Consider the following 25150-nt stretch of genomic DNA (forward strand, 5'->3'; position numbering starts at 1 on the left):
GAATTGCGGCGAGCGCGGCTGGATCACCGATCACACCGGCTATCGCTATGACCCGATCGATCCGCTGTCCGAAAAGCCGTGGCCGGCTATGCCGCCGATATTCCGAGACCTGGCGAAACGCGCGGCCGAGGAGAGAGGTTTTCCCGACTTCGCGCCCGATGCGTGCCTCGTCAATCTCTACGAGCCCGGCACGCGACTGTCGCTGCATCAGGACAAGGACGAGCTGGATCTCTCAGCACCGATCGTGTCGGTCTCGCTCGGCCTTCCCGCGATCTTCCTGTTCGGCGGCATGGCGCGCAGCGACAAGCCGCGCCGCTTTCGGCTGGTGCACGGCGACGTCGTGGTGTGGGGCGGGCCCTCGCGGCTCGCTTATCATGGCGTCGCGCCGCTCGCCGATGGCGAGCATGCGCTGCTCGGCCGCCAACGGATCAACCTGACCTTCCGCAAGACGCGATGAAGCCGCGGCTCAAGGCTTCGGCGGATGAATGAACGCCCAGGGGCTGACTTCCGAGTCGCGCGGCACTTCGATCGACAGGAGATACGGCCCGCCATGGGCGAGCGCCTTCTCCAGTGCGGCCTTGAAATGATCCGGTGAGGTCACGCGCGCAGCCGCGACACCAAAGGACTCCGCGAGCTTGACGAAATCCGGATTGACGAGATCGGAAGCCACCACACGGCCGTCAAATCGCTCGCGCTGGTCGCGGCGCACGTTGCCATAGGCGTTGTTGTTGAACACCAAAGTCACCACGGCGATGTTGAACTGTACGGCGGTGGCAAGCTCCTGGACACCGAACATGAAGCCGCCGTCGCCGGTGATCGCCACGACCGGTTTGTCGGGATTGGCGACCTTGGCCCCCAACGCAGTGGGGAAGCCGGAGCCGAGCGTGCCCTGATAGCCCGAGGTGATGAAAGTGCGCGGCTCGTAGATCGGAAAGCCGTACCAGGAGGCGAAGCCGACCTGCGATAATTCGTCGGTGACAACAGCGTTTGCCGGCAACACGTCGCGCAGGATGTTGAGATACGCCATCTGCGGCTGGATGCGCTGGATCTCCGCTTGGGCGGACGCGGTCGCCTCGCGGATCGCCGCGCGCCGGCCACTGGTCTTGCTGTAGCCCGCCTTGCGGACGGCGGCTGCAAGATCGGCGGTCGCGGCCTTGGCATCGGCAACAACCGGCGCGTCCGCGGAAAAGCGTCGCATCTCAACCGGGTCGATATCGATCCGGATGCACTTCAATCCGTCCGGACGATACGGCCAGCGCGACATGGTGGGCAGCTCGAGCCGCGTGCCGATGCCGATCATGAGATCAGTGTTCGGCCACAGCTTGTAGGCGGCCGCCATGGTGAGCCCAAGCTCGTGAGCATTGGAGACGATGCCGCGACCGCTGCGAAAGGCGACGACGGGGGCGTCGATCATCTCGGCGAGTTCGAGGATCTCTTCGCGCGCGTCGATCGCGCCGCTGCCGACGAAGATCATCGGTGCCTTCGCGGCCTTGATCAGGCTAGCGGCCTGTTTCACGGCGTCTGGATCGGGCTGCGGTGGAGGCAAGAGCGCCAACACCTGCGCAGCCGCCGTGTGGGCGCGCTGCGTGAAGACGTCCCAAGGCATCTCGACCGAGGCGGGGCCGCGACGTCCCGACAGCATCTCCTGAAATGCACGCGCGACCACCGTCGGCGCGTTGGCCGCCGCTTCGATCCTGTCAGCCCATTTCACATAGCTGCGCAGGGTCGCGAGCTGATCCGGCATTTCATGCAGGTGCCCGCGGCCCTTGCCGAGAAAGGCTGTCGGCACCTGGCCGGTGACGCAGAGCACCGGCTCGTTGCAGCCAAAGGCGGTCAGAAGCGCGGCGCTCGCATTGAGCACGCCGGGGCCGGGCACCACGCTGAACACGCCGGGCTTGCCGCTCGCGCGCGCGTAGCCGAACGCCATGTAACCGCAGGCCTGCTCGTGCCGCGCGCCGATCACCTTGAGCTGCGCCTGGTGGAAGGCGTCGAACAGTCCGTAGACCTGCGCGCCGGGCAGGCCGAACACGGTGTCGACGCCATGGGCGACGAGGCCGCTTACGATCGCTTCGCCGCCGGTGAGGGTAGCCATGGTTGTCTTCCAATCCAGATGTCAGGCTTCGTCGACGACGCCGTTGCGCAACAGGCCGATGCCGTCGGCTTCGACTTCGATGACATCACCGGGCTTGAGATAGCGCGGCGGATCGAAGCGTGCTCCGGCGCCGGTCGGCGTGCCCGTGACGATGATGTCGCCGGGAACGAGCGTTGCGAAGGTCGAGATGTAGTTGATGAGATAGCGGAACGGGAAGATCAGCCGGCTGGTAGAGTCGTCCTGCCGGAGCTCACCGTTGACGCGTGTGGTCAACCGTACATCCGCAAGCTGTGATTCCTGCTTGTAGGGCACCAGCCACGGGCCGAGGCTACCGCTGGAATCGAAATTCTTGCCCTGCGTGACGTTGAATTTTGCGTGCCGCAGCCAGTCGCGTACTGAGCCCTCGTTGCAGAGAGTGATGGCCGCAATGTGGTCGAGTGCGGTGCTTTCCGGAATGTGCCGGCCGGCCTTGCCGATCACGAGCACGATCTCGCCTTCATAGTCGAGCTGCGCGGACGCGCGCGGGCGCACCAACGGCGTCTCGTGGCCGACGAAGGAGCGCGGCGAGCGCATGAACATGCTCGGATATTTCGGCGCGTCCTGGCCATCCCTGTACTCGGCGTTGCGGTCGGGATAGTTGACGCCGATGCAGATGATCTTTTCCGGCGCAGGCACCGGCGGCAGCCATGTGATGTCGGCGAGCGCGTGATCCGGCGTAAGGGCGGCAGCGTCTTCTGCAAAGCTTACCAGCTTGCCGACTGCGATCACCTCGCGCAGTGTCGGATAGTCCTTGGCGTGGCGCGTGGAGAGATCAACGATGCCGCCGTCGACGACGACACCGTATTTGGTCGCACCCTTGACGGAGTAAGTGGCGAGGCGAGGGGCTGTCATCACTCAATCCGCCACCAGCACGTCGGCCACGAATTTCGGCTCGCGTACGGCCTGGCCCGTGAACGGCGAGCCCTGCTCGAACCATGAGCGCGGGGCGGGCGCGCCCCACAGCGTCTGCCGGCGCGGATCGCGCAGCGACCAGCGCAGCGGCTCGTGGTCGTGATCGCCGGTGAAATAATCGCTGGTGTAAAGCTCGAGACGATGACCGTCGGGATCGCGGACATAGAGGAAGAACGCGTTCGAGATACCGTGGCGTCCGGGACCGCGCTCGATGTTCTTCACAAAGCCCTGCGAGGCCATCACGTCGCAGAGATGGATGATGTTCATCGCCGTCGGCGTCCAGTAGGCGAAATGATGCAGGCGCGGGCCCTTGCCGTTGGTGATGGCGAAGTCGTGGACGTTGCCCTTGCGATGCATCCAGGCGGCGGCGATGCGGCCGTTCGGCCCATCCTCCTCGGCATATTCGGTGAGACGGAAGCCGAGCCGCGCGTAGAAGTCGACCGTGTCCTGCACTTCGGCGGCGAAGACGTTGAAGTGATCGAGCCGCTGCGGGTGGCATCCCCGGTAGAGATCGTAGCGGCGCAAGAGATGAGGCCGCTTCTCCATCGAGGCGTAGAGCTCGATCTGGAAGCCGAAAGGATCGGTGAATTGCAGCGTGCGAGCCTGGAAGGGCTGGTCGACGAATGCGTGCTTGAGACCGTTCTCGGTGAGGAACGCAGCCGCCTTGTCCAGATCCTTTTCGTTGCCGACCTTGAAGCCGAGGCGGTTGCAGGCCGGCACGGCGGCCTTGCGTAGCACCAGCGAATGGTGCTGATGCTCCTCGGCGCCGCGCAGGTACACGACGCTGTCGTCGGCATCCTCGACATGCAGCCCGACGGTGGTCTCGTAAAATTCGCGGCTAAGCTTCAGATCGGTCACGTCGAGCACGGCGTGGCTCGAACGGATGATGTTGAAGGGCGGCTCGAAGACGTGTTGCGGTGCCGGCATTGCGTTTCCCCTCTCTAGGCCCGTCATTCCGGGGCGGTCCGTCAGGACCGAACCCGGAATCTCGAGGTTCCCCGATGCGCAATTGCGCATCTGTGGTTCGACGCTTCGCGTCGTCCCGGGACGACTGCTTCCCTAAATTCCCAGTTTCTGAATCTTGTGCGTGCCCCGCGCGAGCGAGACGTGCTTGGTTTCCATGTAGAAGTCGAACGAATAGTCGCCGCCGTCGCGGCCGATCCCCGACGCCTTCATGCCGCCGAACGGCGTCGGCAGATGGCGGACATTCTCCGAGTTCAGCCAGATCATGCCGGCTTCGAGCGCATCGGCGACACGCAGCGCGCGGCCCATGTCGTTGGTCCAGACGTAGCCGGTGAGGCCATAGCGGATGTCGTTGGCGATCTCGATCGCGTCGGTCTCGTCGCTGAAGGGCAGCACGGTGAGGAACGGGCCAAACACTTCCTCCTGCGCGACACGCATCTTGCTGTGCGCGCCGGTCACCAGCGTCGGCTGCACGTAGTGCCCTCCGCCGGGGCCGTCATGGACCTTGCCGCCAGCGGCAATGACCGCGCCGTCCTCGCGGGCGACGTCGAAATAGGAGCAGACCTTTGCAAGATGCCGCTCGTGGATCAGCGGTCCGATCTCGGTCGCGGGATCGAGAGGGTGGCCAACCCTGATCGCCTTCACGCGCGCGGTGAGCTTCTCGACGAATTTTTCGGCAATGCTCGCCTGGATCAAAAGCCGGCTGGAGGAGGTGCAGCGCTCGCCGTTGAGCGAGTAGATCATGAACACGACCGCATCGAGCGCGCGGTCGAGGTCGGCGTCGTCGAACACGATCACCGGGTTCTTGCCGCCGAGCTCGAAATGCACGCGCTTCAGCGTTGGCGCGCCCTGCTTCATGATCGCCGAGCCGGTCGCGCTCTCACCGACGAAGCCGATCGCCTTGATCGCGGGATGCTCCGTCAGCGCCTTGCCGGCCTCTTCGCCAAATCCGTGCACGGTGTTGAGCACGCCATCGGGGATGCCGGCCTGCTTGGCGAGCTTGGCGAGGAGATCGGCGGTGACGGGCGACCATTCCGCCGGCTTGTGCACCACCGTGCAGCCGGCCGCGAGCGCTGGGGCGATCTTCCAGGTCGAGAGCATGAACGGCGTGTTCCACGGCGTGATCACGCCCACAGGGCCGATCGGCACACGCGTGGAGACGTTCCAGTGCTCCTCGCTCGGCGTATTCAGGCCGTCGCGCGCCTCAGCGCATTTGTCGGCGAAGAAACGAAAATTCTCGGCGGCGCGGATCGCGGCTTTCGCCATGAAGCGATAGGCCTGGCCGGTGTCGATGCATTCGAGCACGGCGATGTCGTCGGCGTTGTCCTCGATCGCGTCGGCCACCCGATGCAGCAGCTTGCGTCGCATCGCAGGTCCCATGTCGCGCCAGGACTTGAAGGCAGTCGCGGCGGCGGTCGCGGCACGGTCGATATCCTCGGCATTGCCGCGCGCGACGCTTGCGAGCGTCGCGCCGTCGACCGGAGACTTCGTCTCGAAGGTCTCGCCGGAGATCGAGGCGACGGTCTTGCCGTCGATCATGTGGCCGATGCCGTCGGCACGCAATCTCTTCAGCAGCGGCGCGACGCGCTCGCGGTTGGCCTGGAAGACGTCGGCTTTCGGCGTGGGCTTATCCATGGGTGGCCTCCGCTTTCAGGGCATCGTGGATGTTGTTGCGCTTCCAGCTCGTCTCCTTGTCGTTGATCTGCATGTCGAACGACAGGGCGAACTTCGAGCTTGCGAAGACGGGATCGAGATGCCTGGAGAGGGCCTGGAAGACGTGCTCGCCGGCTTTCTTGCGGGTGGCGAGATCGCGGCCTTCGCCGATGCGCAGCACCATGTCGAGAAAGGCAAGGTCCTTGCCTCCGTCAGCGATCGCGTAGTGCTCGCATTTGATCGCGCGGACGCGGATGCCGCCGAGCGGGAAGATGCCGGTCTCGACCGCCGCCTTGCGCACGACCTCGCACAGCGCGCTCACGTCGACGCGGTCATCGAGATTGGCCGAATATTCGATGGTGAAATGCGGCATGGCGGTTTCGCTCCCTGTGCTTCTTGTTTGTCAGGCGAAGTAGCAGCTCACCGAGCCGTAGGCACCATAGTCGGCTTGAATTGTGTCGCCCTTGCGGGTCTCGATCGGGCGGATGAAAGAGCCGGCGAGCACGACCTGTCCCGGCTCGAGCGCAAGACCGAGCGGCGCGATCTTGTTGGCGAGCCAGGCGACCGCGGTTGCGGGATGATTGAGCACGCCGGCGGCAAGGCCGGTCTCCTCGAGCTGGCCGTTCTTGAAGCACAGCGCGCCGATCCAGCGCAGGTCGGCCTCCAAGGGGCGGATCGGGCGGCCGCCGAGTACGATGCCGGCGTTGGCCGCATTGTCGGCGATAGTATCGAAGATTTTTCGTGTCGCCTTGGTCTTGGGATCGACGCGTTCGATCCGCGTGTCCAGAATCTCGAGCGCGGGCACCACGAAGTCGGTGGCGTTGAGCACGTCGAACATCGTGCAGTCTGGACCTGAAAGCCGCTTGCTCATGATGAAGGCGAGTTCGGCCTCGATGCGCGTCGCGATGAAGCGGTCGGTCGGCACCAGTCCGCCATCGGCGAAGAACATGTCGTCGAGAAGCACGCCGGAATCCGGCTCGTCGATGTTGAGCGCGCTCTGCATCGCCTTCGAGGTGAGGCCGATCTTGTGGCCTTTGACGAGGCGGCCCTCGCCGAGCTTGATGTCGACCCAGGCTTTCTGAATCGCGTAAGCATCGGTGATGGTGATGGCGGGATAGTCCTGCGAGAGCTGCCTGACCTGCGTGCGCGTCTTCTCCGCCTGGTGCAGACGCCTCGCGCAGCTCAGAATATCGTCGTTGGAAAGCGCCATTTGTGATCTTACAAATCGTGGTGCCGAGAGATACTTAACATGTTAAATGAATTCGTCAAACCGTATTCTGGTTTGCTGCAGTGCAAACGTTTTGAGATTGAGGGCGGAGCATCATCGTGAAGAAGAAACCGGCTGATCCAGCGAACGGAGGCGCGCCTGCCGCCCGGCATGTACCGATGCGCGAGTTTTCGCGTTCGCTGCCGATGTCGCTGCTGAGGGCGCGCGAGGCGGTGATGCGGCAGTTCCGCCCTTCGCTGCGCCAGCATGGTCTCACCGAGCAACAATGGCGCATCCTGCGCGCGCTTGCGGCCATCGACGCGGTCGAGGTCACGGAACTCGCGCGCACGGCGTTTCTTCTCGGGCCCAGCCTGTCGCGCATCCTGCGCGATCTCGAAGGCCGCCATCTGATCGAGCGAAAGACGGCGAAAGAGGATCAGCGCCGCAGCATGGTGTCGATCTCCGAGAAGGGTGTGAAGTTGATGGCGGTCGTGGCGCCGACGTCGGAAGCGATTTATGCCGAGATCACGCGACGCTTTGGCGCCCGCAAGCTCGCTGAGCTTCAGGAGATGCTGGGCGAACTCGAGCAGAGCCTTGCAGGACTTGGAAGTGCCGACGAGGCAATAGCCGAGGAGTGAAACCAGATATGCGCGCGGCAGCGGCAAGAACGATGGACATGGCCGGTTTTTTTCGCTCAAAGTGCCGCCCAAGCCGATCCGCCCAAAATCGGCGCCGGGACCGGATGATGCCGCATCTGCAACCAGCTCATCCGGCAGGGAACAAGAAGGTAGAGGCAAATAGACTCGTTATGGTCACCATTCAGGTTGAGAAGCTGATCGACTTCGTCACGGAGGTGTTTTCGCACGCGGAGTCCTCGCCGGAAGAAGCCAGACGCATCGCGACGTATCTGACCACCGCCAATCTCACCGGCCATGACAGCCACGGCGTGATCCGCGTGCCCGTCTATATCCGCTGGAAGAAGACGGGGAACGTAATCCCGAACCAGAATGCGGAAGTGGTGCTCGATACGCCCTCGCTTGCGGTGGTCGACGGCAAGTTCGGCTACGGCCAGACGGTTGCACCGCAGGCGGTGAGGATCGGCATCGAGAAGTGCAGGAAGGCGGGCCTCGCCGCGGTCGCCCTGCGCAATGCCGGCCATATCGGCCGCGTCGGCGATTGGGCCGAGATGGCTGCGGCCAAGGGACTGGTCTCGGTCTATTTCGTCAACGCCGCCGGCTCGCTGCTGGTCGCGCCGTTCGGCGGCGTTCAGAAGCGGCTGTCGACCGCGCCCTACTGCGTCGGCATTCCGCGCGAGGGCCAGGATCCGATCGTGCTGGACTTTGCAACGTCGATCGTTGCCGAAGGCAAGGTGCTGGTCGCAAGCCGTGGCGGCAAGAATCTGCCAAAGGGCGCGCTGGTGGATTCCGACGGCGCGCTGAGCGAGGACCCTGTTGTGCTCTATGGGCCATACACGCCCGACGGGCCGCGCGACCACACTCAGGGAACGGGCGCGATTCGCGCCTTTGGCGAGCACAAGGGCTCGGGCCTTGCGTTCATTTGCGAACTGCTCGGCGGCGCGCTGACCGGAACCGGCGCTACCTCGGGCGGCCGCCGCTTCGCCAATGGCATGCTGGCGTTCTTCGTCGATCCCAAAGTGGTCGACACGTCAGATGTTTTCGACGCCGAAGTGTCGCGCTACGTCGACTTCATCCGGGCCACCAAGCCGATGACCGGCGTCGAGCAGGTGCTGATCCCCGGCGACCCCGAAAGAAAAACCCGGGCCGAGCGCATCCGGAACGGCGTGCCCTTGCCGGATGACACCTGGGCAGCGATAGTGAATACCGCCCGCGATGTCGGTGTCAGCGAGACCAGTATTCAGAGGGCGACGAGCTAATTCACTTTCGACATTGCGAGGAGCCCGCGACAAGATTGCGTAGCTATTTTGCGCTGGAGCGACGAAGCAATCCAGAGTGTTGCCGCGGAGAGATTCTGGATTGCTTCGCTTCGCTCGCAATGACGGCGAGGAAGAGCCAACAGGGAAGGAAGGAAACGTGGCGAATAAAGTCAAGGAAATCTGGAAGTCGGGCAGGGCCGTCGTCAATGCGTGGCTTGCGATCCCCTCCGGCTTCTCGGCCGAAGTGATCGCGCAATGCGGCTTCGACAGCGTCACCGTCGACATGCAGCATGGGGTGCAGGACTATCTGTCGATGGTTCAGTGCTTCCAGGCGATGGACAAGCATCCCGTGACGCCGATGGTGCGTGTGCCCTGGAACGAGCCCGGCATCATCGGCAAGGTACTTGATGGCGGCGCCTATGGCGTCATCTGCCCGATGGTCAACACGCCGCAGGAGGCCAGGAACCTCGTTTCCTATGCAAAGTATCCGCCGAAGGGCGTACGCTCCAACGGGCCGATCCGTGCCGGCATGTACGGCACTGCTGGCACGTACCAGAAGACGGCGAACGACGAGACCGTATTGCTGCCGATGATGGAGACCAGGACCGCGGTCGAGAACATGGAGGCGATCCTCGATGTCGAGGGCATCGACGGCGTCTATATCGGCCCGTCCGACCTCGGCTTCTCCTACGGGCTCGAACCGAAGCTGGACCGCAGCGAGCCGGAGATTCTTGCGATCTACGAAAAGATCATCAAGGAATGCGGCAAGCGTGGCCTCAACGCAGGCATCCATTGCAGCGGCGCGGAAGGTGCCGCACGCGCGATCAACATGGGCTTCAAGCTGGTGACGTTGTCGAACGAGGTCGGTCTGATGTCGACCTATGCCAGGATGCAGGTGAACCAGACCCGGAAGGATTCCGGCGGCAAGGCTTAAATGCTTGGCGAATGGCGAATGGGGAGTAGCGAATAGCGCTGCTTCCTTTCGCTACTCGCCATTCCCTATTCGCTACACGCCTCCGAAGGAGAAACGATCATGACCCCAGCCCCCGTCATCCGCCTGCATCCTGATGATGGCGTGGTGATCGCGCGTGCGAGCCTGCCGCCTGGAACGGTGGTGGCTGACGGTGTGACGGCGGTCGACCGCATCCCGTCGGGGCACAAGGTCGCGATCAAGCCGATTGCTGTGGGCGAGCCGGTCAGGCGCTACGGCCAGATCATCGGCTTTGCCACCGCGCCGATCGCGCCCGGCCAGCACGTGCACACGCAGAATTGCGGCATGGGCGATTTTGCCAAGGACTATGCCTATTGCGCCGACGTCAAGCCGACGCCGAATTTCGATCTGCCGGCGACCTTCGAGGGCATCCGCCGCCCCGACGGCCGCGTCGCTACGCGCAACTATATCGGCATCCTGACCTCGGTGAATTGCAGCGCGCATGTCGCTGGCCTCGTCGCCGACGTCTTCAAGAAAAATCCTTTCACCGGCGAAAATCCGCTGGCCGAATTCCCCAACGTCGACGGCGTCGTCGCGCTGACGCACAAGACCGGCTGCGGCATGACGCAGAACGAGCCGCTGGCGCTGCTCCGCCGCACGCTCGGCGGCTACGCGCGGCACGTCAATTTCTCCCACGTGATCGTGCTCGGCCTTGGCTGTGAGGTGAACCAGATCGGCGGCCTGATGGAGGAGCAGAAGCTCGCCGGCCGCCTGCGCGCGATGGACATCCAGGAGGTCGGCGGCACCCGCAAGACGGTCGAGGCCGGCGTTGCCTTCGTGCGCGAGGCGCTCGCGGACGCCAACAACGTAAAACGCGAAGCGGTGCCGGCGAGCGAACTGACCGTGGCGCTGCAATGTGGCGGCTCGGACGGCTATTCCGGCGTGTCAGCCAATCCCGCGCTCGGCGCGGCCAGCGATCTCATCGTGCGTCACGGTGGCACCGTGATCCTGTCGGAGACGCCGGAGACCTACGGCGCCGAACATCTGCTCACGCGCCGCGCGGTCAGCCGCGAGGTCGGCGAAAAGCTCGTCGATCTCATGCGCTGGTGGGAAGAGTATACCGAGCGCGAAGGCGCCGAGATGAACGCCAATCCGAGCCCCGGCAACAAGGCCGGCGGCCTCACCACGATTCTCGAGAAGTCACTCGGCGCGATGGCCAAGGCCGGCACCACCAATCTCGTCGACGTGCTGCGCTATGCCGAGCCGGTGACGAAGAAGGGCTTTGTGTTCATGGATACGCCCGGCTACGACCCGGTTGCGGCAACGGGTCAGGTCGCAGGCGGCGCCAATCTCGTTTGCTTCACGACCGGCCGTGGCAGCGTGTTCGGCTGCAAGCCCGCGCCGTCGATCAAGCTTGCGACCAACACGCCCATGTACAAGCGCATGGAAGAGGACATGGACGTCAATTGCGGGACCGTCCTCGAAGGCTCCGAGACGGTCGAAGAGTGCGGCCAGCGCATCTTCGATCTCATCTTGAAGACGGCCTCGGGCCAGCCGACCAAGAGCGAGAGCTTTGATTTCGGCGGCGCCGAGTTCGCGCCGTGGGTGATTGGCGCCACGATGTAACGTCACCGGGTAGCCCGGATTTCGCTTCGGTCCATCCGGGCAACGGGGGGACTATGGCGGATACTTCCTAGGCACGCGCTGCCCGTTGTTAGTGCTTGATCGCGATGACATCAGGTGTTCTGCTCAAAAAAGCTGCTGGAGCACCGCATCCGTGTCGATCTACGTCGCATTACACCACGTCACGCACTACAAATACGACCGTCCGATCGATCTCGGCCCGCAGACCATCCGCTTGCGGCCGGCGCCACACACGCGAACGCCGATCCTGAGCTATTCGCTCAAGGTCACCCCGCCCAATCACTTCGTGAACTGGCAGCAGGACCCGCAAGGCAACTGGCTGGCGCGCTACGTCTTTCCGGAGAAGACGACGGAGCTCAAGATCGAGGTCGATTTCACGGCGCAGATGACCGTGGTCAACCCGTTCGACTTCTTCGTCGAACCCTATGCCGACAGCTTTCCGTTTCAGTACCCCCAGGATCTCAGGACCGAGCTTGCGCCTTATCTCGAGACCAACACGCCGGGTCCGCTGTTTGCCGAATATCTTGCGTCGATCCCGCGCGAGGCCAGCAACACCGTCAACTTCCTGGTCGAGCTCAATCGCAAGCTCCAGGAGCGGGTGCGCTACATCATCCGCATGGAGCCGGGGGTGCAGACGCCCGAGGAAACGCTCAGCTCCGGTGCCGGCTCGTGCCGTGACTCCGCCTGGCTCCTGATCCAGTCGCTGCGCCATCTTGGCCTCGCCGCGCGCTTCGTCTCCGGCTATCTGATCCAGATCCGTCCCGACATCGATCCGATCGAGGGGCCGCCCGAGGTGGAGAATGACTTTACGGACCTGCACGCCTGGGCGGAGGTTTATCTTCCGGGTGCGGGCTGGATCGGCTTTGACGCAACGTCCGGCATGCTGGCGGGCGAGGGGCACATTCCCGTAGCCGCAACGCCGCATTACCGTTCGGCCGCGCCGATCTCCGGCAGCGCCGGCTTCGCCGAGGTCGAGTTCGCCTTCGAGATGAGCGTGAGGCGAATCCGCGAAGCGCCTCGCATCACAAAGCCTTTTTCCGATGAAGCCTGGTCGCGGCTCAATGAGCTCGGCGAACAGGTCGACGGCGATCTCGCCGCGCAGGACGTGCGGCTCACCATGGGCGGCGAGCCGACCTTCGTGTCGGTCGACGATCTCGAAGCGCCGGAGTGGAACACCGAGGCCGTCGGCCCGACCAAGCGTGCCCTCGCTGACGATCTGATCCGTCGCCTGCGCACGCGCTTCGCGCCGGGCGGCCTTTTGCATTACGGCCAGGGCAAATGGTATCCGGGCGAAAGCCTGCCGCGCTGGGCCTTTGGCCTTTACTGGCGCAAGGACGGTGTGCCGATCTGGAAGAACGCAGACCTGATCGCCAGGATCGATAATCCCCGCCGCGCCGAGGTGAGGGACGCCGAAGCCTTCATGGAGGGTACGGCGGCGCGGCTCGGGCTCGATCCCGGCTACATCATGCCGGCCTATGAGGATCCCGCCTACTGGCTCCAGAAGGAGGCCGACCTTCCCGTCAATGTCGATCCTTCCGACTCCAAGCTGTCCGATCCCGAGGCGCGGGCGCGGATGGCGCGGGTGTTCGATCAGGGCCTCGGCACGCCGCGCGGCTTCGTGCTGCCGGTGCAGCGCTGGAATGCGCCGCCACGCTGGCGCAGCGAACGCTGGGGTCTGCGGCGGAGCCATCTGTTCCTGACTCCGGGGGACTCGCCCTTGGGCTTGCGGCTGCCGATGGGCTCGCTCGGCTACGTCCCGCCCAATCAATACCCGTACATCATCGAGCAGGACCCGATGGAGGTGCGCAAGCAGCTGCCGGTGTTCAGCCGTATGCCGCGGCCGCCATCGCCGCCGCGGGTCGCGCCCGACTATCTCAATACGACGGTCCCGGTGCGCACCGCTATGGCGCTCGAAATCCGAGATGGCGTGCTCTGCGCCTTCATGCCGCCGGTCGAGCGGATCGAGGATTACCTCGAGCTGATCGCGGCGCTCGAAGCCACCGCCGAGGAGATGCAGCTTCCAGTCCATGTCGAGGGCTATCCGCCGCCATTCGATTCGCGCATCGACGTCATCAAGGTGACGCCCGACCCTGGCGTGATCGAGATCAACATCCAGCCGGCGAAGAGCTGGCGCGAGGCGGTCGACATCACCTCCGGCCTTTATGAGGACGCCGCGAAGGTGCGGCTCGGTGCCAACCGCTTCCTTGTCGATGGTCGCCACACCGGCACCGGCGGCGGCAATCACGTTGTGGTCGGCGGCTCGAGCCCGCAGGACTCGCCGTTCCTGCGCCGTCCCGACCTGTTGAAGAGCCTGGTGCTTTACTGGCAGCGCCATCCGTCGCTGTCTTACTTCTTCTCCGGTCTGTTCATCGGCCCGACCAGCCAGGCGCCGCGCATCGACGAGGCGCGCCATGACAGTATCTACGAGCTCGAGATCGCGCTCTCGCACGTGCCGCCGCCGGGCTATCAGACGCCGCTGTGGCTAGTGGACCGGCTGTTCCGGCATCTGCTCGTCGACATCACCGGCAACACCCATCGCGCCGAGATCTGCATCGACAAGCTCTATTCACCGGAGGGGCCGACGGGGCGGCTTGGCCTGGTCGAATTCCGCGCGCTCGAAATGCCCCCCGATCCGCGGATGTCGCTGGCCCAGCAGCTCCTGGTGCGCGCGCTGATCGCAAAACTGTGGCGCGAGCCGCAGGCCGGCAGGTTCGTGCGTTGGGGCACGGCGCTGCATGACCGCTTCATGCTGCCTCACTTCATCTGGGAGGATTTCGTTGACGTGCTTTCTGAGTTGAAGCAATCGGGCTATCCCTTTGAGCCGGAATGGTATCTGGCCCAACTCGAATTCCGCTTCCCCGCCTTTGGCCGGGTCCATCATGGCGGCGTGACGCTGGAATTGCGGCAGGCGCTGGAGCCCTGGCATGTGCTCGGTGAAGAGGGCTCGGCTGGTGGCACCGTGCGCTATGTTGATAGTTCGGTTGAGCGGCTTCAGGTGAAGGCGGAAGGCTTCATCGAGGGCCGCCATGTCGTGACCTGCAACGGCCGCCGCCTGCCGATGACCCCAACCGGCCGCTCCGCGGAAGCCGTCGCCGGCGTCCGCTTCAAGGCATGGCAGCCGGCCTCCGGCCTGCACCCGACCATCCCGGTCCATGCGCCACTGACCTTCGACCTCATCGACACCTGGAACGGCCGCTCGCTCGGCGGCTGCGTCTATCACGTTGCCCATCCCGGAGGGCGCAGCTACGACACCAAGCCGGTCAACACCTACGAGGCCGAGGCGCGGCGGCTGGCGCGCTTCCAGGACCACGGTCATACGCCGGGTCCCAGCCAGCCGCCGCCGGAGGAACGCACAATTGAGTTTCCGCTGACCCTCGACTTGCGCACGCCGCTCCTGCATTGAGTATGGTGATGGGGCAGGGAGTGGTGCATGGGCGAAGGCGCGACCGACGGAGAAGGCCAGGCGGGCAGGCGCCTCAGCCGGCGCCGCGTCGCGCAATGGGTCCGCGACTATAGCCGGCTGCCCGGCATCCCCGACGAATTCCTCGGCCCCGACGGCGCCCCGCGCGCCGTCTGGAGCCGTTTCTTCGATGCCTTCGGTGCGCTGGCGCCCGACGAGATCGAGCGGCGCTTTGCCATGGCCGACCGCCATTTGCGCGAGGCCGGTGTCACCTATCGCGCGCCCGGCGACAGCGCCGACCGGCCGTGGTCGCTCAGCCATCTGCCGCTTCTGATCGACGAGGCCGATTGGCAGCAGCTCTCGGCCGGTATCAGGCAGCGCGCCCAGCTCCTCGAGCTCGTGCTGCGGGACATCTATGGCGAGGGACGGCTGGTCGCCGAGGGCGCGCTGCCTGCCGCTGCGATCGCAGGCAGCACCGAATATCTCCGGCCCGTCTGCGGCGTGGCGCCGCCCGGCGGGCGGTACCTGTCGATCTATGCCGCCGACGTCGGCCGTGGACCCGACGGGCGCTGGTGGGTGCTCGGCGACCGCACGCAGGCGCCGTCGGGGGCGGGCTATGCGCTGGAAAACCGCCTCGTGCTGTCGCGGGCCTTTGCCGATCTCTACAAGTCGATGAACGTGCCGCGCGTCGCGCCGTTCTTCGAGGCGTTTCGCGACTCGCTTCGCGCCAGCGCCGATCGCGACGAGCCGCGCATCGGTGTACTCACGCCCGGCAGCTTCAGCGAGACCTACTTCGAGCACGCGACGCTGGCGCGCTATCTCGGCTTCCTGTTGGTCGAGGGTGACGATCTCGCAGTCAGCGACAACCGCATCCACATCCGCACCGTCGCAGGCCTCAAGCGGCTCGACGTGCTCCTGCGGCGGGTCGATTCCAATTCGCTCGATCCGCTCGAGCTCGACGCATCCTCGCGGTTAGGCGTGCCCGGGCTGATCGACGTGTTGCGCAAGGATGGCGTCGTCGTCGCCAACATGCCTGGCTCCGGCGTGCTGGAGGCGAGGGCGCTGCTTGGCTTCCTGCCGGCATTGAGCCGTCGCCTGCTCGGCGAGGACTTGAAGATGCCGCATATCGCCACCTGGTGGTGCGGCCAGCGCTCGGCGCGTGAGGAGGTTTTGGCACGGCTCGACGAGGTCGCGATCGAGGGCGCCTATCGCCGCGGCGTTCCCGGCTTCCACGGCACGGGTCCGGTGCTTGCAAGTGAACTCGACGCCTCCGAGCGCCAGCGCCTGATCGACGCGATCGGCGGGCGCGGCATGGATTATGTCGGCCAGGAGGTGGTGCGGCTGTCGACGATGCCCGTGTGGGAGCAGGGCCAGCTCACCCCGCGCCCCTTCGTGCTGCGTGTTTTCGCCGCCGCCACGCCCGACGGCTGGACCATCATGCCCGGCGGCTTCTGCCGCATTGCCGAGCAGGCGGACGCCCGCGCCGTGTCGATGGGCGATGGGGCGCGCGCCGCCGACGTCTGGGTCGTCTCGGAGAAGCAGGTCTCCACCGCGACGCTGCTGCCCCCGACCGACAAGGTGCGGATCCGCCGCATCGCCGGCGTGCTGCCGAGCCGTGCCGCTGACAATTTGTTCTGGCTCGGCCGCTATCTCGAACGCGCCGAGGCCACGCTGCGGCTGGTGCGCGCACTCGGCTCGCCGATGCGCGGGCCCAACAACAAGGGCGCATCGACCGCGATGCAGTCGGCCGAGCGCATCCAGCGCATCCTCGTCGCCTGGGGCGCAATCTCGCAAGCTTCGCGCACGGCGCCCGGACGAATTGCGGCCGAAGCACTGCAAAGCCCCGACCGTTTCGGCTCGGCGCTGTCGCTGGTGCGCGCGGCGCAACTCACGGCAACCGGTCTGCGTGAGCGGTTGTCGCCCGACGCCTGGCAGGTCATCACCGAGATGACCGACCGGCTCGCCTACGAGGTCGAGGACGACGACAGCGTGCTCAGCGCCGCTGAGCTCACCCTGCAGGAACTCGCGAGCTTCGCCGGCCTTGCGCAGGAAAACATGAATCGCGCTGCCGGCTGGCGCTTCCTCGACATGGGCCGCCGCGCCGAGCGTGCCATCAATACCACGCGCTTTGCGCGGCAGTTCGCCTATGACGAGGCCGGCGACGAGGACCTCGACGTGCTGCTGACGCTGGTCGATTGTCAGATCACCTATCGCTCGCGCTATCTGCTGGCGCCGCTGCTCGCGCCGGTACGCGATCTCGCGGTGCTGGACGCCTACAATCCGCGCTCGGTTGCCTTCCAGGTCGCAAGCCTGAACGAGCACATCGCAGCGCTGCCGAGCCTGAAGGAATACGGCCTGATCGAGAAGCCGCAACGACTTGCAGTCGCCGTGCAGGCGATGCTCGCCACGGCCGAGGCCGAGAAGCTTGAGGTCAAGACGCTGTTCTCGCTTGAGCAGGACCTGCTCAACCTCGCGGAAGCGATCGGGTTGCATTACTTCCCGCATGGCCCCAACGCCAGCCGGCCGGAAAAGCTGACGGGGCTTGCGTGATCTACGACATACGTCACGTCACGACCTATTCCTACGAGAGTCCGGTCAGCTTCGCCCGCTGCACGCTGCGGCTGAAGCCGAAGAGCGGCGATGGGCAGGAGCTGATCTCGCACCACGTCGAGATCCGGCCGCGGCCTGCGGACCGCCATGCCCGGCGCGATTTCTTCGGCACGTTGACCGAGAGCGTTGTGATCGAAGTTTCGCATCGCAATCTGCGCATCGATTCACGCTCCCGCGTATCGGTATCGCGAACGCCACCGGCGCGTGATGCCTTGAGCCCGCCCTGGGAAGGCATCCGCGATCTTGCCTTCGAGGCGACGAGCCTCGGGCCGTCGTCGCCGGTCGGCTACGTCTTCGCGAGCCCCCTGGTGCCGGTGCTGCGTCCCGTCAGCGCCTATGCTGCGATGAGCTTTGCGCCTGGCGCCGGCATCCTCGCTGGCGCCGTCGATCTGATGCATCGCATCCGCAGCGAATTTCGCTACGATCCGAAGGCGACGGTCATCTCGACGCCGCTCAACGAGGTCTTCGACAAACGCCACGGCGTCTGCCAGGACTTTGCCCATGTGATGATCGCAGGCCTTCGCGGGCTCGGGCTGCCGGCGGCCTATGTCAGCGGTTATTTGCGCACCATCCCGCCGCCCGGTCAGCCACGCTTGCAAGGCGCCGATGCTACGCACGCCTGGGTGTCGCTGTGGTGCGGGCCTGAGCTCGGCTGGGTCGATTTCGATCCGACCAACGATCTCCTGGTCGCGAACGATCACATCGTGCTCGCAATGGGGCGCGACTTCTCCGACGTCTCGCCGGTCGACGGCATCATTGTCGGCTCGCCGAAGCAGAAGCTCGGCGTCGCCGTGGACGTGCTTTTGGTCGAGTAGGCGAGCTCTGTGGATAGGTATTCCCTTGTCATTCCCCGCGAAGCGGGGAATCCAGTAGCGGCTTCTCCGTATTCGTGACGGCCTCTGGGATACTGGATCGCCAGCTTTCGCGGGCGATGACACCGAGCAAATGGCGAGCGGCTTCCACGCCCAAAAGGTCCAATTCCGTTTCCAACAATTTTGTTTCTCGATGTTTCTCGGGCGTGTCCGGCCGCTCATCATTAATGCGCTGGTAACAGGCAGCTGCGACATTTTGGCTCACCACCATCGTTAACGAAGCGGTAACCGATGTTCGAGGCCGTTGTGTTGCTGACGGAAGCTGCCGAGGAGGTGGCTTTGTCGCGGATATTGAGGAGCCACCGGCAAGACCTGACGATTAGGCCGGTGACCGGGATCAACGAGCTCAGGAGTCTGGAGCCATCGCTTCTTCAGCAAGCCCGGCTGATCGCCTTTGCGTCCAACACCATCGTGCCCGCCGACCTGCTCGCAAGTCTCGGCTATGGCGCCTACAATTTCCATCCGGGGCCGCCGACCTATCCCGGCTGGGCGCCGACGCATTTCGCGCTCTATGACCGCGCGACCGAGTTCGGCGTGACCTTTCACGCCATGGCCGAGCGCGTCGATACCGGCATGATCCTCGACGTCACCTCGTTTCCCATTCCGGAAAACACTGGCGTCAGCGGTCTCTGCGAGCTGACTTACGTGCAGCTCTTGAAGCTGTTCGCGGAATGGGCCGATCGATTGGCCCGCCAGCCTTTGCTTCCGACGCCGCACCCGGCGATCCAATGGAGCGGTCGAAGAAACTCGCGGCGTAGTTACAAGGCCATCTGCGACATTCCGCTGGATATCAGCAGGGACGAGCTGTGGCGCCGGATGCGCATCTTCGGTGCCAATCACGACGGCATCGCGCCGACCGTCAATTTGCACGGCGTGACCTTCACGGCGACGTTTCCGGCTGAAAGCGTATGAGCGCAGCGACTTCTCTCTTGCCGCAGGTTCCGACCGGACCGAGCGCCGCAGACCTGCTGCGTGCGGGACGCGAGCATTACAAGCGCGGTGAGCTGAAGGACGCGATCGCGATCTTCAGGGGCGGTCTTGCGCTGGCGGCCATGATGTCGATCGGTACGGCCACCGACGTTGCGGCTGACCTTCACGCCGCGCTGGCCAACGCCTTCATGCTCTGCGACGATCTCGATTCCGCGGCCGAGAATTACAGGGCGGCCTTACGGCTTGCGCCGCATCTCGTCGCCTGCTGGTGCAACCTCGGCAACGTGTATCTGAGGATCGGCATGGCGCAGCAGGCCATTGCGCTCTATCTCGAAGCGCTGCGGCTGAGCCCGGCGCATCGTCCGTCGCGGACCAATTTGGTGCAGGCGCTCGTCGCGACCAGGCAATACTTGCTTGCGCAAGTCCTGCTAGGCGAACTCATCCAGGAAACGCCTGACGACGCGGACCTTCACGCCGAGCTTGGCAAGGTCTGCTTCGAGCTGAAGCAGGTCGAGGCCGCGATCGCGCATTTCGAGCAGGCCGCCGCGCTCGCATCGGAGCGGGCCGACAATCTCTACTGGATCGGCGCCATCCAGCAGGCGATCGGCGAGAGCGAGGCTGCGGAGATCGCCTATGAGCGAGCCGTCCGGCTTCACCCGGTGCTGCGCAGACCCGCGACGCGGTCGCCGGCCAGCTTCCGCGTGCTCGCTCTGTTCGCGCCCTTCGTCGGCAACACGCCGGTCGCGTATCTGTTTCGGGATTGCGCCTACCAGGCCGACATTCTCTCGCTGTCGCCCTCGACCCGGCCGGATCTCGCGACGCTCGCGCGTGAGGTCGACGTCGTCGTCAACCTCGTATGCGACGCTGATCAGGGCAAGGCCGTCCTTCCGCTCGCCGATGAGATTGCCGGGCGCCTCGGTAAGCCGGTCGTCAACGAACCCGAAAAGGTCTTGCGGACGACACGCGATACGACCTCGGTTGCGCTTGCCGGTATTCCCTGCTGTCGCGTGCCGCGCACGCTGCGCATCGCAGCCGGTCACGTGCATCCGCCCGCTGGAAATGAGCTGACGTTTCCGTTGCTGGCAAGGCCGGCGGGGACCCATGGCGGGGACTTCTTCGCAAGATTCGAGGATCCCGATACTCTGACGGCGTTCCTCGCCGAACGCGTGAGTGAGGATCGCTATCTGATCGAGCCTATCGACTACCGGTCCGCCGACGGCTTCTTCCGCAAATACCGGTTCATTTTCGTGGGCGAGGAGATCCTGCCCTATCATCTGGCGATCGGAGACGACTGGAAGCTTCATCGCGATAGCACGGATATGGCCAGCCAGGACTGGATGCAGCGCGAGGAGGAGCAATTCCTGCGCGACCCAAAATCGGTCTTTTCCGCCTGCCATTACGACGTGTTGCGAACGATCAGGGGCCGCATCGGTCTCGACTATTTTGGCATCGACTGCGCGCTCGACGACCAGGGCAATCTCGTCGTCTTCGAGGTCAACGCCTCTATGCTGGTGCACGACGAGAATTCGGATTTTCCGTACAAGGCTCCGTTCGTTCGCAGGATCAAGACTGCGTTCGACGCCATGCTGGCCCGGCTCGCGCGGAGCGATTGACCCGGGGACACATGCCGGCCGCGACGACCGACAGGTGCGGAACGAGTTGGCCTGACAGGTAGTCCTCGCCATCCTCGATAGGACGACAAAGCTGTTGCGGTGCATGGCGCAACACAAATCTTTTCGGTTGCGCTGCCATTGGAGATTTGGTCAGCGGGGCCGAGATAGGCTATGCTGCCCCCGGCGAGGAGAAACGAGGCGTCAGGAGTTGGCGTGGGGACACCACCGACGACGGGGCTGCATCCATGATCACGTTACCGAGACTGGCTGCCGAAGCTCTGGAAAAGCTGCTCGGCTCGTTCATGCGCCGCCGGTTCGACGAGTCCCATGCGAGAGTCATGGAGATCGCGACGCGTACGGCGATGGAGTGCATCGGCAATAGTGATGCGCTCTACCACAATATCGAGCATACGATGCTGGTGACGCTGGCCGGCCAAGCTATCCTCAGTGGCCGCAATCTCCATGCGCACCTGTCGGCGGAAGATTACATCCATGTTCTGATCGCCTGCCTTGCCCACGACATCGGCTATGTACGTGGCCTGTTCGAGGAGGATGACAACGACGGTTTTGTGATCGATGAGGTCGGCACGAAGGTGTCCCTGCCACGCGGCGCATCCGATGCGAGCCTGATGTCCTATCACGTCGACCGCTCGAAGCTTTATGTGATGCGGCGGCTGGCGCCGATCTCCGGTCTCGACCGCGAGCGCATCGCGCGCGCCATCGAGGGCACGCGGTTTCCGGCCCGGAACGGCCAGGAGTACGACGCCGACGCCTCGATCCTGCGCGCCGCCGATTTCATCGGCCAACTCGGTGATCCCAATTACCTGCGCAAGGCCAACGCGCTCTACTACGAATTCGAGGAGGTCGGCATCAACCGCCAACTCGGCTATGATTCGCCTGCTGACATCGTGCATCGCTATCCGCAATTCTATTGGGATAGCGTCGCGCCGCATATCCAGACCGAGATCGGCTATCTCAACCAGACCGACATCGGCCGACAGTGGATCGCCAACCTCTATGCCAACGTATTCCGCGCCGAGCGCGACATCTCGCTGTCGGGGCCGCAGAAGTAGGCCGCACCTTGTAGCCCGCATGGAGCGAAGCGGAATGCTGGGACGCCGGCGCTCGCGAGTCCCGGACTACGCTGCGCTTCATCCAGACTACGGCTAGATTGCAAGAGGATTGTCGCAAGAATGCAGCCAAAAACAGTAACCACCGGCGTCCTCGAGATCGCCTATCTCGAATTTGGCGCGCCGGATGGCTGGCCCTGCATCATGGGCCACGGCTTTCCCTACGACGTCCACGCGTATGCGGAGAGCGCGCCCCTGATCGCACGATCCGGCGCGCGGGTGCTGGTGCCGTGGCTGCGCGGCTACGGCGGGACGCGATTTCTGTCCGACCAGACGTTGCGCTCGGGCGAGCAGGCGGCGCTCGGCGCTGACCTCCTGGCCTTCATGGATGCCCTGAAGATCGAACGTGCGGTGGTCGGCGGTTATGACTGGGGCGGGCGCGCGGCCTGCGTGGTCTCGGCGCTCCATCCGGAGCGCGTGGTCGGGCTCGTCTCCGGCAATTCGTACAACATCCAGAACATCGCGCGGTCGATGGAGCCGGCGTCGCCGCCGGAAGAAGCCGCGCTCTGGTATCACTATCTCTTTCACAACGAGCGCGGGCGCCGCGCGCTCGAGCGCAACCGGCGCGGCTTTACCCGCCAGCTCTGGTCGATGTGGTCGCCGACCTGGGCGTTCGATGATGCGACGTTCGACAGAAGTGCAGCCGCCTTCGACAATCCGGACTTCGTCGACGTCGTGATCCACTCCTACCGGCATCGCTATGCGCTGGTGGAAGGCGATCCCGCCTATGCGGCAATCGAGGCACAGCTTGCCGCGCAGCCGCCGATCCGCGTGCCGACGATCGCGATCGACGGTGATCACGACGGCGTCATTCGTGGCACCGCGCATCACGCGCGCAAGTTCGAGGGCTTTTTCGAGCGGCGCGTGTTCAACGGGGCAGGTCACAATCTGCCGCAGGAGCGGCCCGCCGAATGGACGCAGGCCGTCCTCGACCTCCGCAGGGCCGCAGACGGTTAAGTCTGGTTCCGAGCCGTTCTGATTTTTCCTCGTCCCGGGAACCTTTTTCCGTTGGCGCCGTCCAAGCCTTGGTACCGCGACGCGATTGTTGCGGCTGGTCAGGGGGAGGAGTTCACATGGAACGACAGGCGCGACGGCTGGAACGCGTTGCACTCGCGCAGGCGCCGGCGGGCATGCCAAGCCAGGCGGAGGTCGAGGATGCGGTTCGCACCATGATCCGCTGGGCGGGCGATGATCCCGCACGCGACGGTTTGCGCGAGACGCCGGACCGGGTGGCGCGCGCGTTCCGGGAGTATTTTACTGGCTACACGCAGGACCCGACCGAAATCCTGCAAAAGACTTTTGAGGAGATCGAGGGCTATGACGAGATGATCGTGCTGCGCGGCGTTCGCTTCGAGAGCCATTGCGAGCACCACATGGCGCCGATCGTCGGACGTGCCTGGGTCGCCTATATCCCGCAGGGTCGTGTCGTCGGCATCTCCAAGCTCGCGCGGGTCGTCGACATCTACGCCAGGCGTCTCCAGATCCAGGAGAAGATGACGGCGCAGATCGCCAACTCGATCAATGACGTGCTCAGGCCGCAAGGCGTCGGTGTGATCATCAAGGCGACGCACCATTGCATGACCACGCGCGGTGCGCACAAGCCGGGCACCGATCTCGTCACCAGCCGCATGCTCGGCGTGTTTCGCGACAACGCGTTGACGCGGCAGGAACTGCTTGGCCTCGCCAACTCGGACGATTGAGACGCAAAGCCACGGGAGACGGCGCATGAACGACGAGAAGAAGCCGAGCGGACCCGATCTGAGCAAGGGCGTGAACCTCGCCGATTTCAACGACGGCAAGCTGCTCGGTCATGTCGGTGACGAAGATGTTCTCCTCGTCCAGCTCGGCGCCGAGGTCGTGGCGATCGAGCCCGCTTGCACGCACTATCACGGTCCGCTCGCCGAAGGGCTCGTGGTCGACGACACCATCCGCTGTCCCTGGCACCACGCCTGCTTCTCGCTGCGCACCGGCGAGGCGGTCGCGGCGCCGGCGCTGAATGCGCTGGCGGTCTGGGAGGTCGAACGCGAGAAGGACAGGATCGTCGTGCGCCGCAAGCGAGAGGCGCCACCACAAGCCGTGCCGCACCGCACCGCGCCGACGCCGGACCGGTTCGTCATCGTCGGTGGCGGCGCGGCAGGATTTGCCGCGGCCGAAATGCTCCGCCGTGAAGGATTTGCCGGCGGCATCACCATGCTGAGCAACGACAGTGCGTTGCCGGTCGACCGGCCGAACCTGTCCAAGGACTATCTGGCCGGCAATGCGCCGGAGGATTGGCTGCCGCTCCGGCCGGAGGATTACTATGCAGACGCAGGCATCGATCTCAGGCTCGACACGTCAGTCGCCGCGCTCGATACGAAGCAACGTCATGTGACATTGGGCAACGGCGACAAGATGCCGTTCGACCGGCTGCTGCTGGCGACCGGCGCCGAGCCCGTTAAGTTGAAAATTCCGGGCAGCGACCAGCCGCATGTCCACACCCTGCGATCGGTCGCCGACAGTCGTGCCATCATCACGGCAGCCGGCAGCACGAAACGCGCGCTGGTGATCGGGGCGAGCTTCATTGGCCTCGAAGTCGCGGCCTCCCTGCGGGCGCGCAAGCTCGAGGTTCATGTCGTCGCGCCGGAGGAGCTGCCGATGGAGCGCATCCTGGGGCGTGAGATGGGCGATTTCGTTCGCGCGCTTCATGAAGAGAACGGCGTCCATTTCCACCTCAAGGACAGCGTGGAGAAGCTCGACGGCCGCCGCGCCCACCTGAAAAGTGGCAGCGTGATCGAGGCGGACCTCGTGGTGGTCGGCATCGGCGTCAAGCCGCGCCTAGAACTGGCCGAGGGGGCCGGGCTTGCGATCGATCGTGGTGTGAAGGTCGATGCTTACCTCGAAACCAGTGCGCCGGGCATCTTTGCGGCCGGCGACATCGCGCGCTGGCCGGATCCGCATTCGCAAGCCAGCATCCGCGTCGAACATTGGGTGGTTGCCGAGCGGCAGGGCCAGACCGCGGCGCGCAACATGCTGGGCGCGCGCGAGCGCCACGACGCCGTGCCGTTCTTCTGGAGCCAGCACTATGACGTGCCGATCAACTATGTCGGCCACGCCGAAGGTTGGGATGACATCAAGATCGACGGTAGCATCACGGGCAGGGACTGCCTGCTCCGGTATCGGAAAGGGGGGCGCGTGCTGGCGGTCGCTTCAATTTATCGCGACCTCGATAGTCTGAAGGCCGAGCTTGAAATGGAGCGGCCGCGCGCGTGAAGCGTGCCCTG

The 25150-nt window shown here is 64.7% G+C and carries 20 protein-coding genes; 14 read left to right on the top strand and 6 right to left on the bottom strand.

All coding sequences use genetic code 11. From position 1 onward, the window contains the following. Nucleotides 1-457 (top strand): DNA oxidative demethylase AlkB (gene alkB / locus SO139_RS24340; RefSeq protein ID WP_498540693.1); only part of this gene is annotated, 457 nt, incomplete at its 5' end. Nucleotides 458-466: 9 nt separating this feature from the next. On the opposite strand, the gene SO139_RS24345 is transcribed toward alkB, so the two are convergent. The 6 genes from SO139_RS24345 to hpaH all read right to left on the bottom strand — a co-directional run bounded on the left by SO139_RS24345 (nucleotide 467) and on the right by hpaH (nucleotide 6869). Beyond that, nucleotides 467-2092 carry a thiamine pyrophosphate-dependent enzyme gene (locus SO139_RS24345; protein ID WP_449379601.1) on the bottom strand — a complete coding sequence of 542 codons (1626 nt, stop codon included), beginning with the start codon at nucleotides 2090-2092 and terminating at the stop codon, nucleotides 467-469. 21 nt (nucleotides 2093-2113) lie between these two features. After that, entirely contained in the window at nucleotides 2114-2983 is an 870-nt protein-coding gene (locus SO139_RS24350; protein ID WP_449379600.1) for a fumarylacetoacetate hydrolase family protein, read from the bottom strand. Nucleotides 2984-2986: 3 nt separating this feature from the next. Next, nucleotides 2987-3970 carry a 3,4-dihydroxyphenylacetate 2,3-dioxygenase gene (hpaD, locus tag SO139_RS24355; protein WP_449379599.1) on the bottom strand — a complete coding sequence of 328 codons (984 nt, stop codon included), beginning with the start codon at nucleotides 3968-3970 and terminating at the stop codon, nucleotides 2987-2989. A gap of 132 nt (nucleotides 3971-4102) precedes the next feature. Further along, nucleotides 4103-5641, bottom strand: a complete 1539-nt coding sequence (hpaE, locus tag SO139_RS24360) for a 5-carboxymethyl-2-hydroxymuconate semialdehyde dehydrogenase (protein ID WP_449379633.1) — start codon at nucleotides 5639-5641, stop codon at nucleotides 4103-4105. Further along, nucleotides 5634-6032, bottom strand: a complete 399-nt coding sequence (locus SO139_RS24365; protein ID WP_474801872.1) for a 5-carboxymethyl-2-hydroxymuconate Delta-isomerase — start codon at nucleotides 6030-6032, stop codon at nucleotides 5634-5636. Before SO139_RS24365 ends, hpaE begins: the two co-directional genes overlap by 8 nt. Before the next feature lie 30 nt (nucleotides 6033-6062). After that, on the bottom strand, nucleotides 6063-6869 hold the full coding sequence (gene hpaH / locus SO139_RS24370) for a 2-oxo-hept-4-ene-1,7-dioate hydratase (RefSeq protein ID WP_498540694.1): 807 nt from the start codon (nucleotides 6867-6869) through the stop codon (nucleotides 6063-6065). 116 nt (nucleotides 6870-6985) lie between these two features. Between hpaH and hpaR the strand changes: the two genes are divergently transcribed. The 13 genes from hpaR (at nucleotide 6986) to SO139_RS24435 (ending at nucleotide 25139) form a co-directional block, all read left to right on the top strand. After that, nucleotides 6986-7504, top strand: a complete 519-nt coding sequence (hpaR, locus tag SO139_RS24375) for a homoprotocatechuate degradation operon regulator HpaR (RefSeq protein ID WP_449379596.1) — start codon at nucleotides 6986-6988, stop codon at nucleotides 7502-7504. Between the two features lie 170 nt (nucleotides 7505-7674). Next, nucleotides 7675-8760 (top strand): malate/lactate/ureidoglycolate dehydrogenase, encoded by a 1086-nt coding sequence (locus SO139_RS24380; protein WP_498540695.1) that lies wholly within the window; start codon nucleotides 7675-7677, stop codon nucleotides 8758-8760. Between the two features lie 157 nt (nucleotides 8761-8917). Beyond that, a complete protein-coding gene (locus SO139_RS24385) occupies nucleotides 8918-9694 on the top strand; it encodes an HpcH/HpaI aldolase family protein (RefSeq protein WP_449379594.1) in 777 nt (258 codons plus the stop codon). A 99-nt stretch (nucleotides 9695-9793) separates the two neighbouring features. Further along, entirely contained in the window at nucleotides 9794-11317 is a 1524-nt protein-coding gene (locus SO139_RS24390; RefSeq protein ID WP_449379593.1) for a UxaA family hydrolase, read from the top strand. Between the two features lie 151 nt (nucleotides 11318-11468). Then, nucleotides 11469-14738 carry a transglutaminase family protein gene (locus SO139_RS24395; protein WP_449379592.1) on the top strand — a complete coding sequence of 1090 codons (3270 nt, stop codon included), beginning with the start codon at nucleotides 11469-11471 and terminating at the stop codon, nucleotides 14736-14738. Between the two features lie 27 nt (nucleotides 14739-14765). Continuing rightward, nucleotides 14766-17285 (top strand): circularly permuted type 2 ATP-grasp protein, encoded by a 2520-nt coding sequence (locus SO139_RS24400; protein WP_449379591.1) that lies wholly within the window; start codon nucleotides 14766-14768, stop codon nucleotides 17283-17285. Further along, complete coding sequence (locus tag SO139_RS24405; RefSeq protein WP_498540696.1) at nucleotides 17282-18160, top strand: transglutaminase family protein; 879 nt, start codon at nucleotides 17282-17284, stop codon at nucleotides 18158-18160. Before SO139_RS24400 ends, SO139_RS24405 begins: the two co-directional genes overlap by 4 nt. A 288-nt stretch (nucleotides 18161-18448) precedes the next feature. Beyond that, nucleotides 18449-19129, top strand: coding sequence for a formyltransferase family protein (locus tag SO139_RS24410; protein WP_449379589.1), 681 nt, complete (start codon nucleotides 18449-18451; stop codon nucleotides 19127-19129). Further along, nucleotides 19126-20760 carry a tetratricopeptide repeat protein gene (locus SO139_RS24415; RefSeq protein WP_449379588.1) on the top strand — a complete coding sequence of 545 codons (1635 nt, stop codon included), beginning with the start codon at nucleotides 19126-19128 and terminating at the stop codon, nucleotides 20758-20760. Before SO139_RS24410 ends, SO139_RS24415 begins: the two co-directional genes overlap by 4 nt. A 245-nt stretch (nucleotides 20761-21005) precedes the next feature. Then, on the top strand, nucleotides 21006-21833 hold the full coding sequence (locus SO139_RS24420) for a metal-dependent phosphohydrolase (protein WP_498540697.1): 828 nt from the start codon (nucleotides 21006-21008) through the stop codon (nucleotides 21831-21833). Nucleotides 21834-21953: 120 nt separating this feature from the next. Next, complete coding sequence (locus SO139_RS24425) at nucleotides 21954-22847, top strand: alpha/beta fold hydrolase (RefSeq protein ID WP_498540698.1); 894 nt, start codon at nucleotides 21954-21956, stop codon at nucleotides 22845-22847. Between the two features lie 116 nt (nucleotides 22848-22963). After that, a complete protein-coding gene (gene folE, locus SO139_RS24430; protein ID WP_449379585.1) occupies nucleotides 22964-23590 on the top strand; it encodes a GTP cyclohydrolase I FolE in 627 nt (208 codons plus the stop codon). Nucleotides 23591-23615: 25 nt separating this feature from the next. Beyond that, the gene (locus SO139_RS24435; protein WP_498540699.1) at nucleotides 23616-25139 is read left to right on the top strand and encodes an FAD-dependent oxidoreductase; all 1524 of its coding nucleotides are present in this window, start codon (nucleotides 23616-23618) and stop codon (nucleotides 25137-25139) included. Nucleotides 25140-25150: the final 11 nt, after the last annotated feature.

The organism is Bradyrhizobium sp. UFLA05-89, from assembly GCF_059803475.1.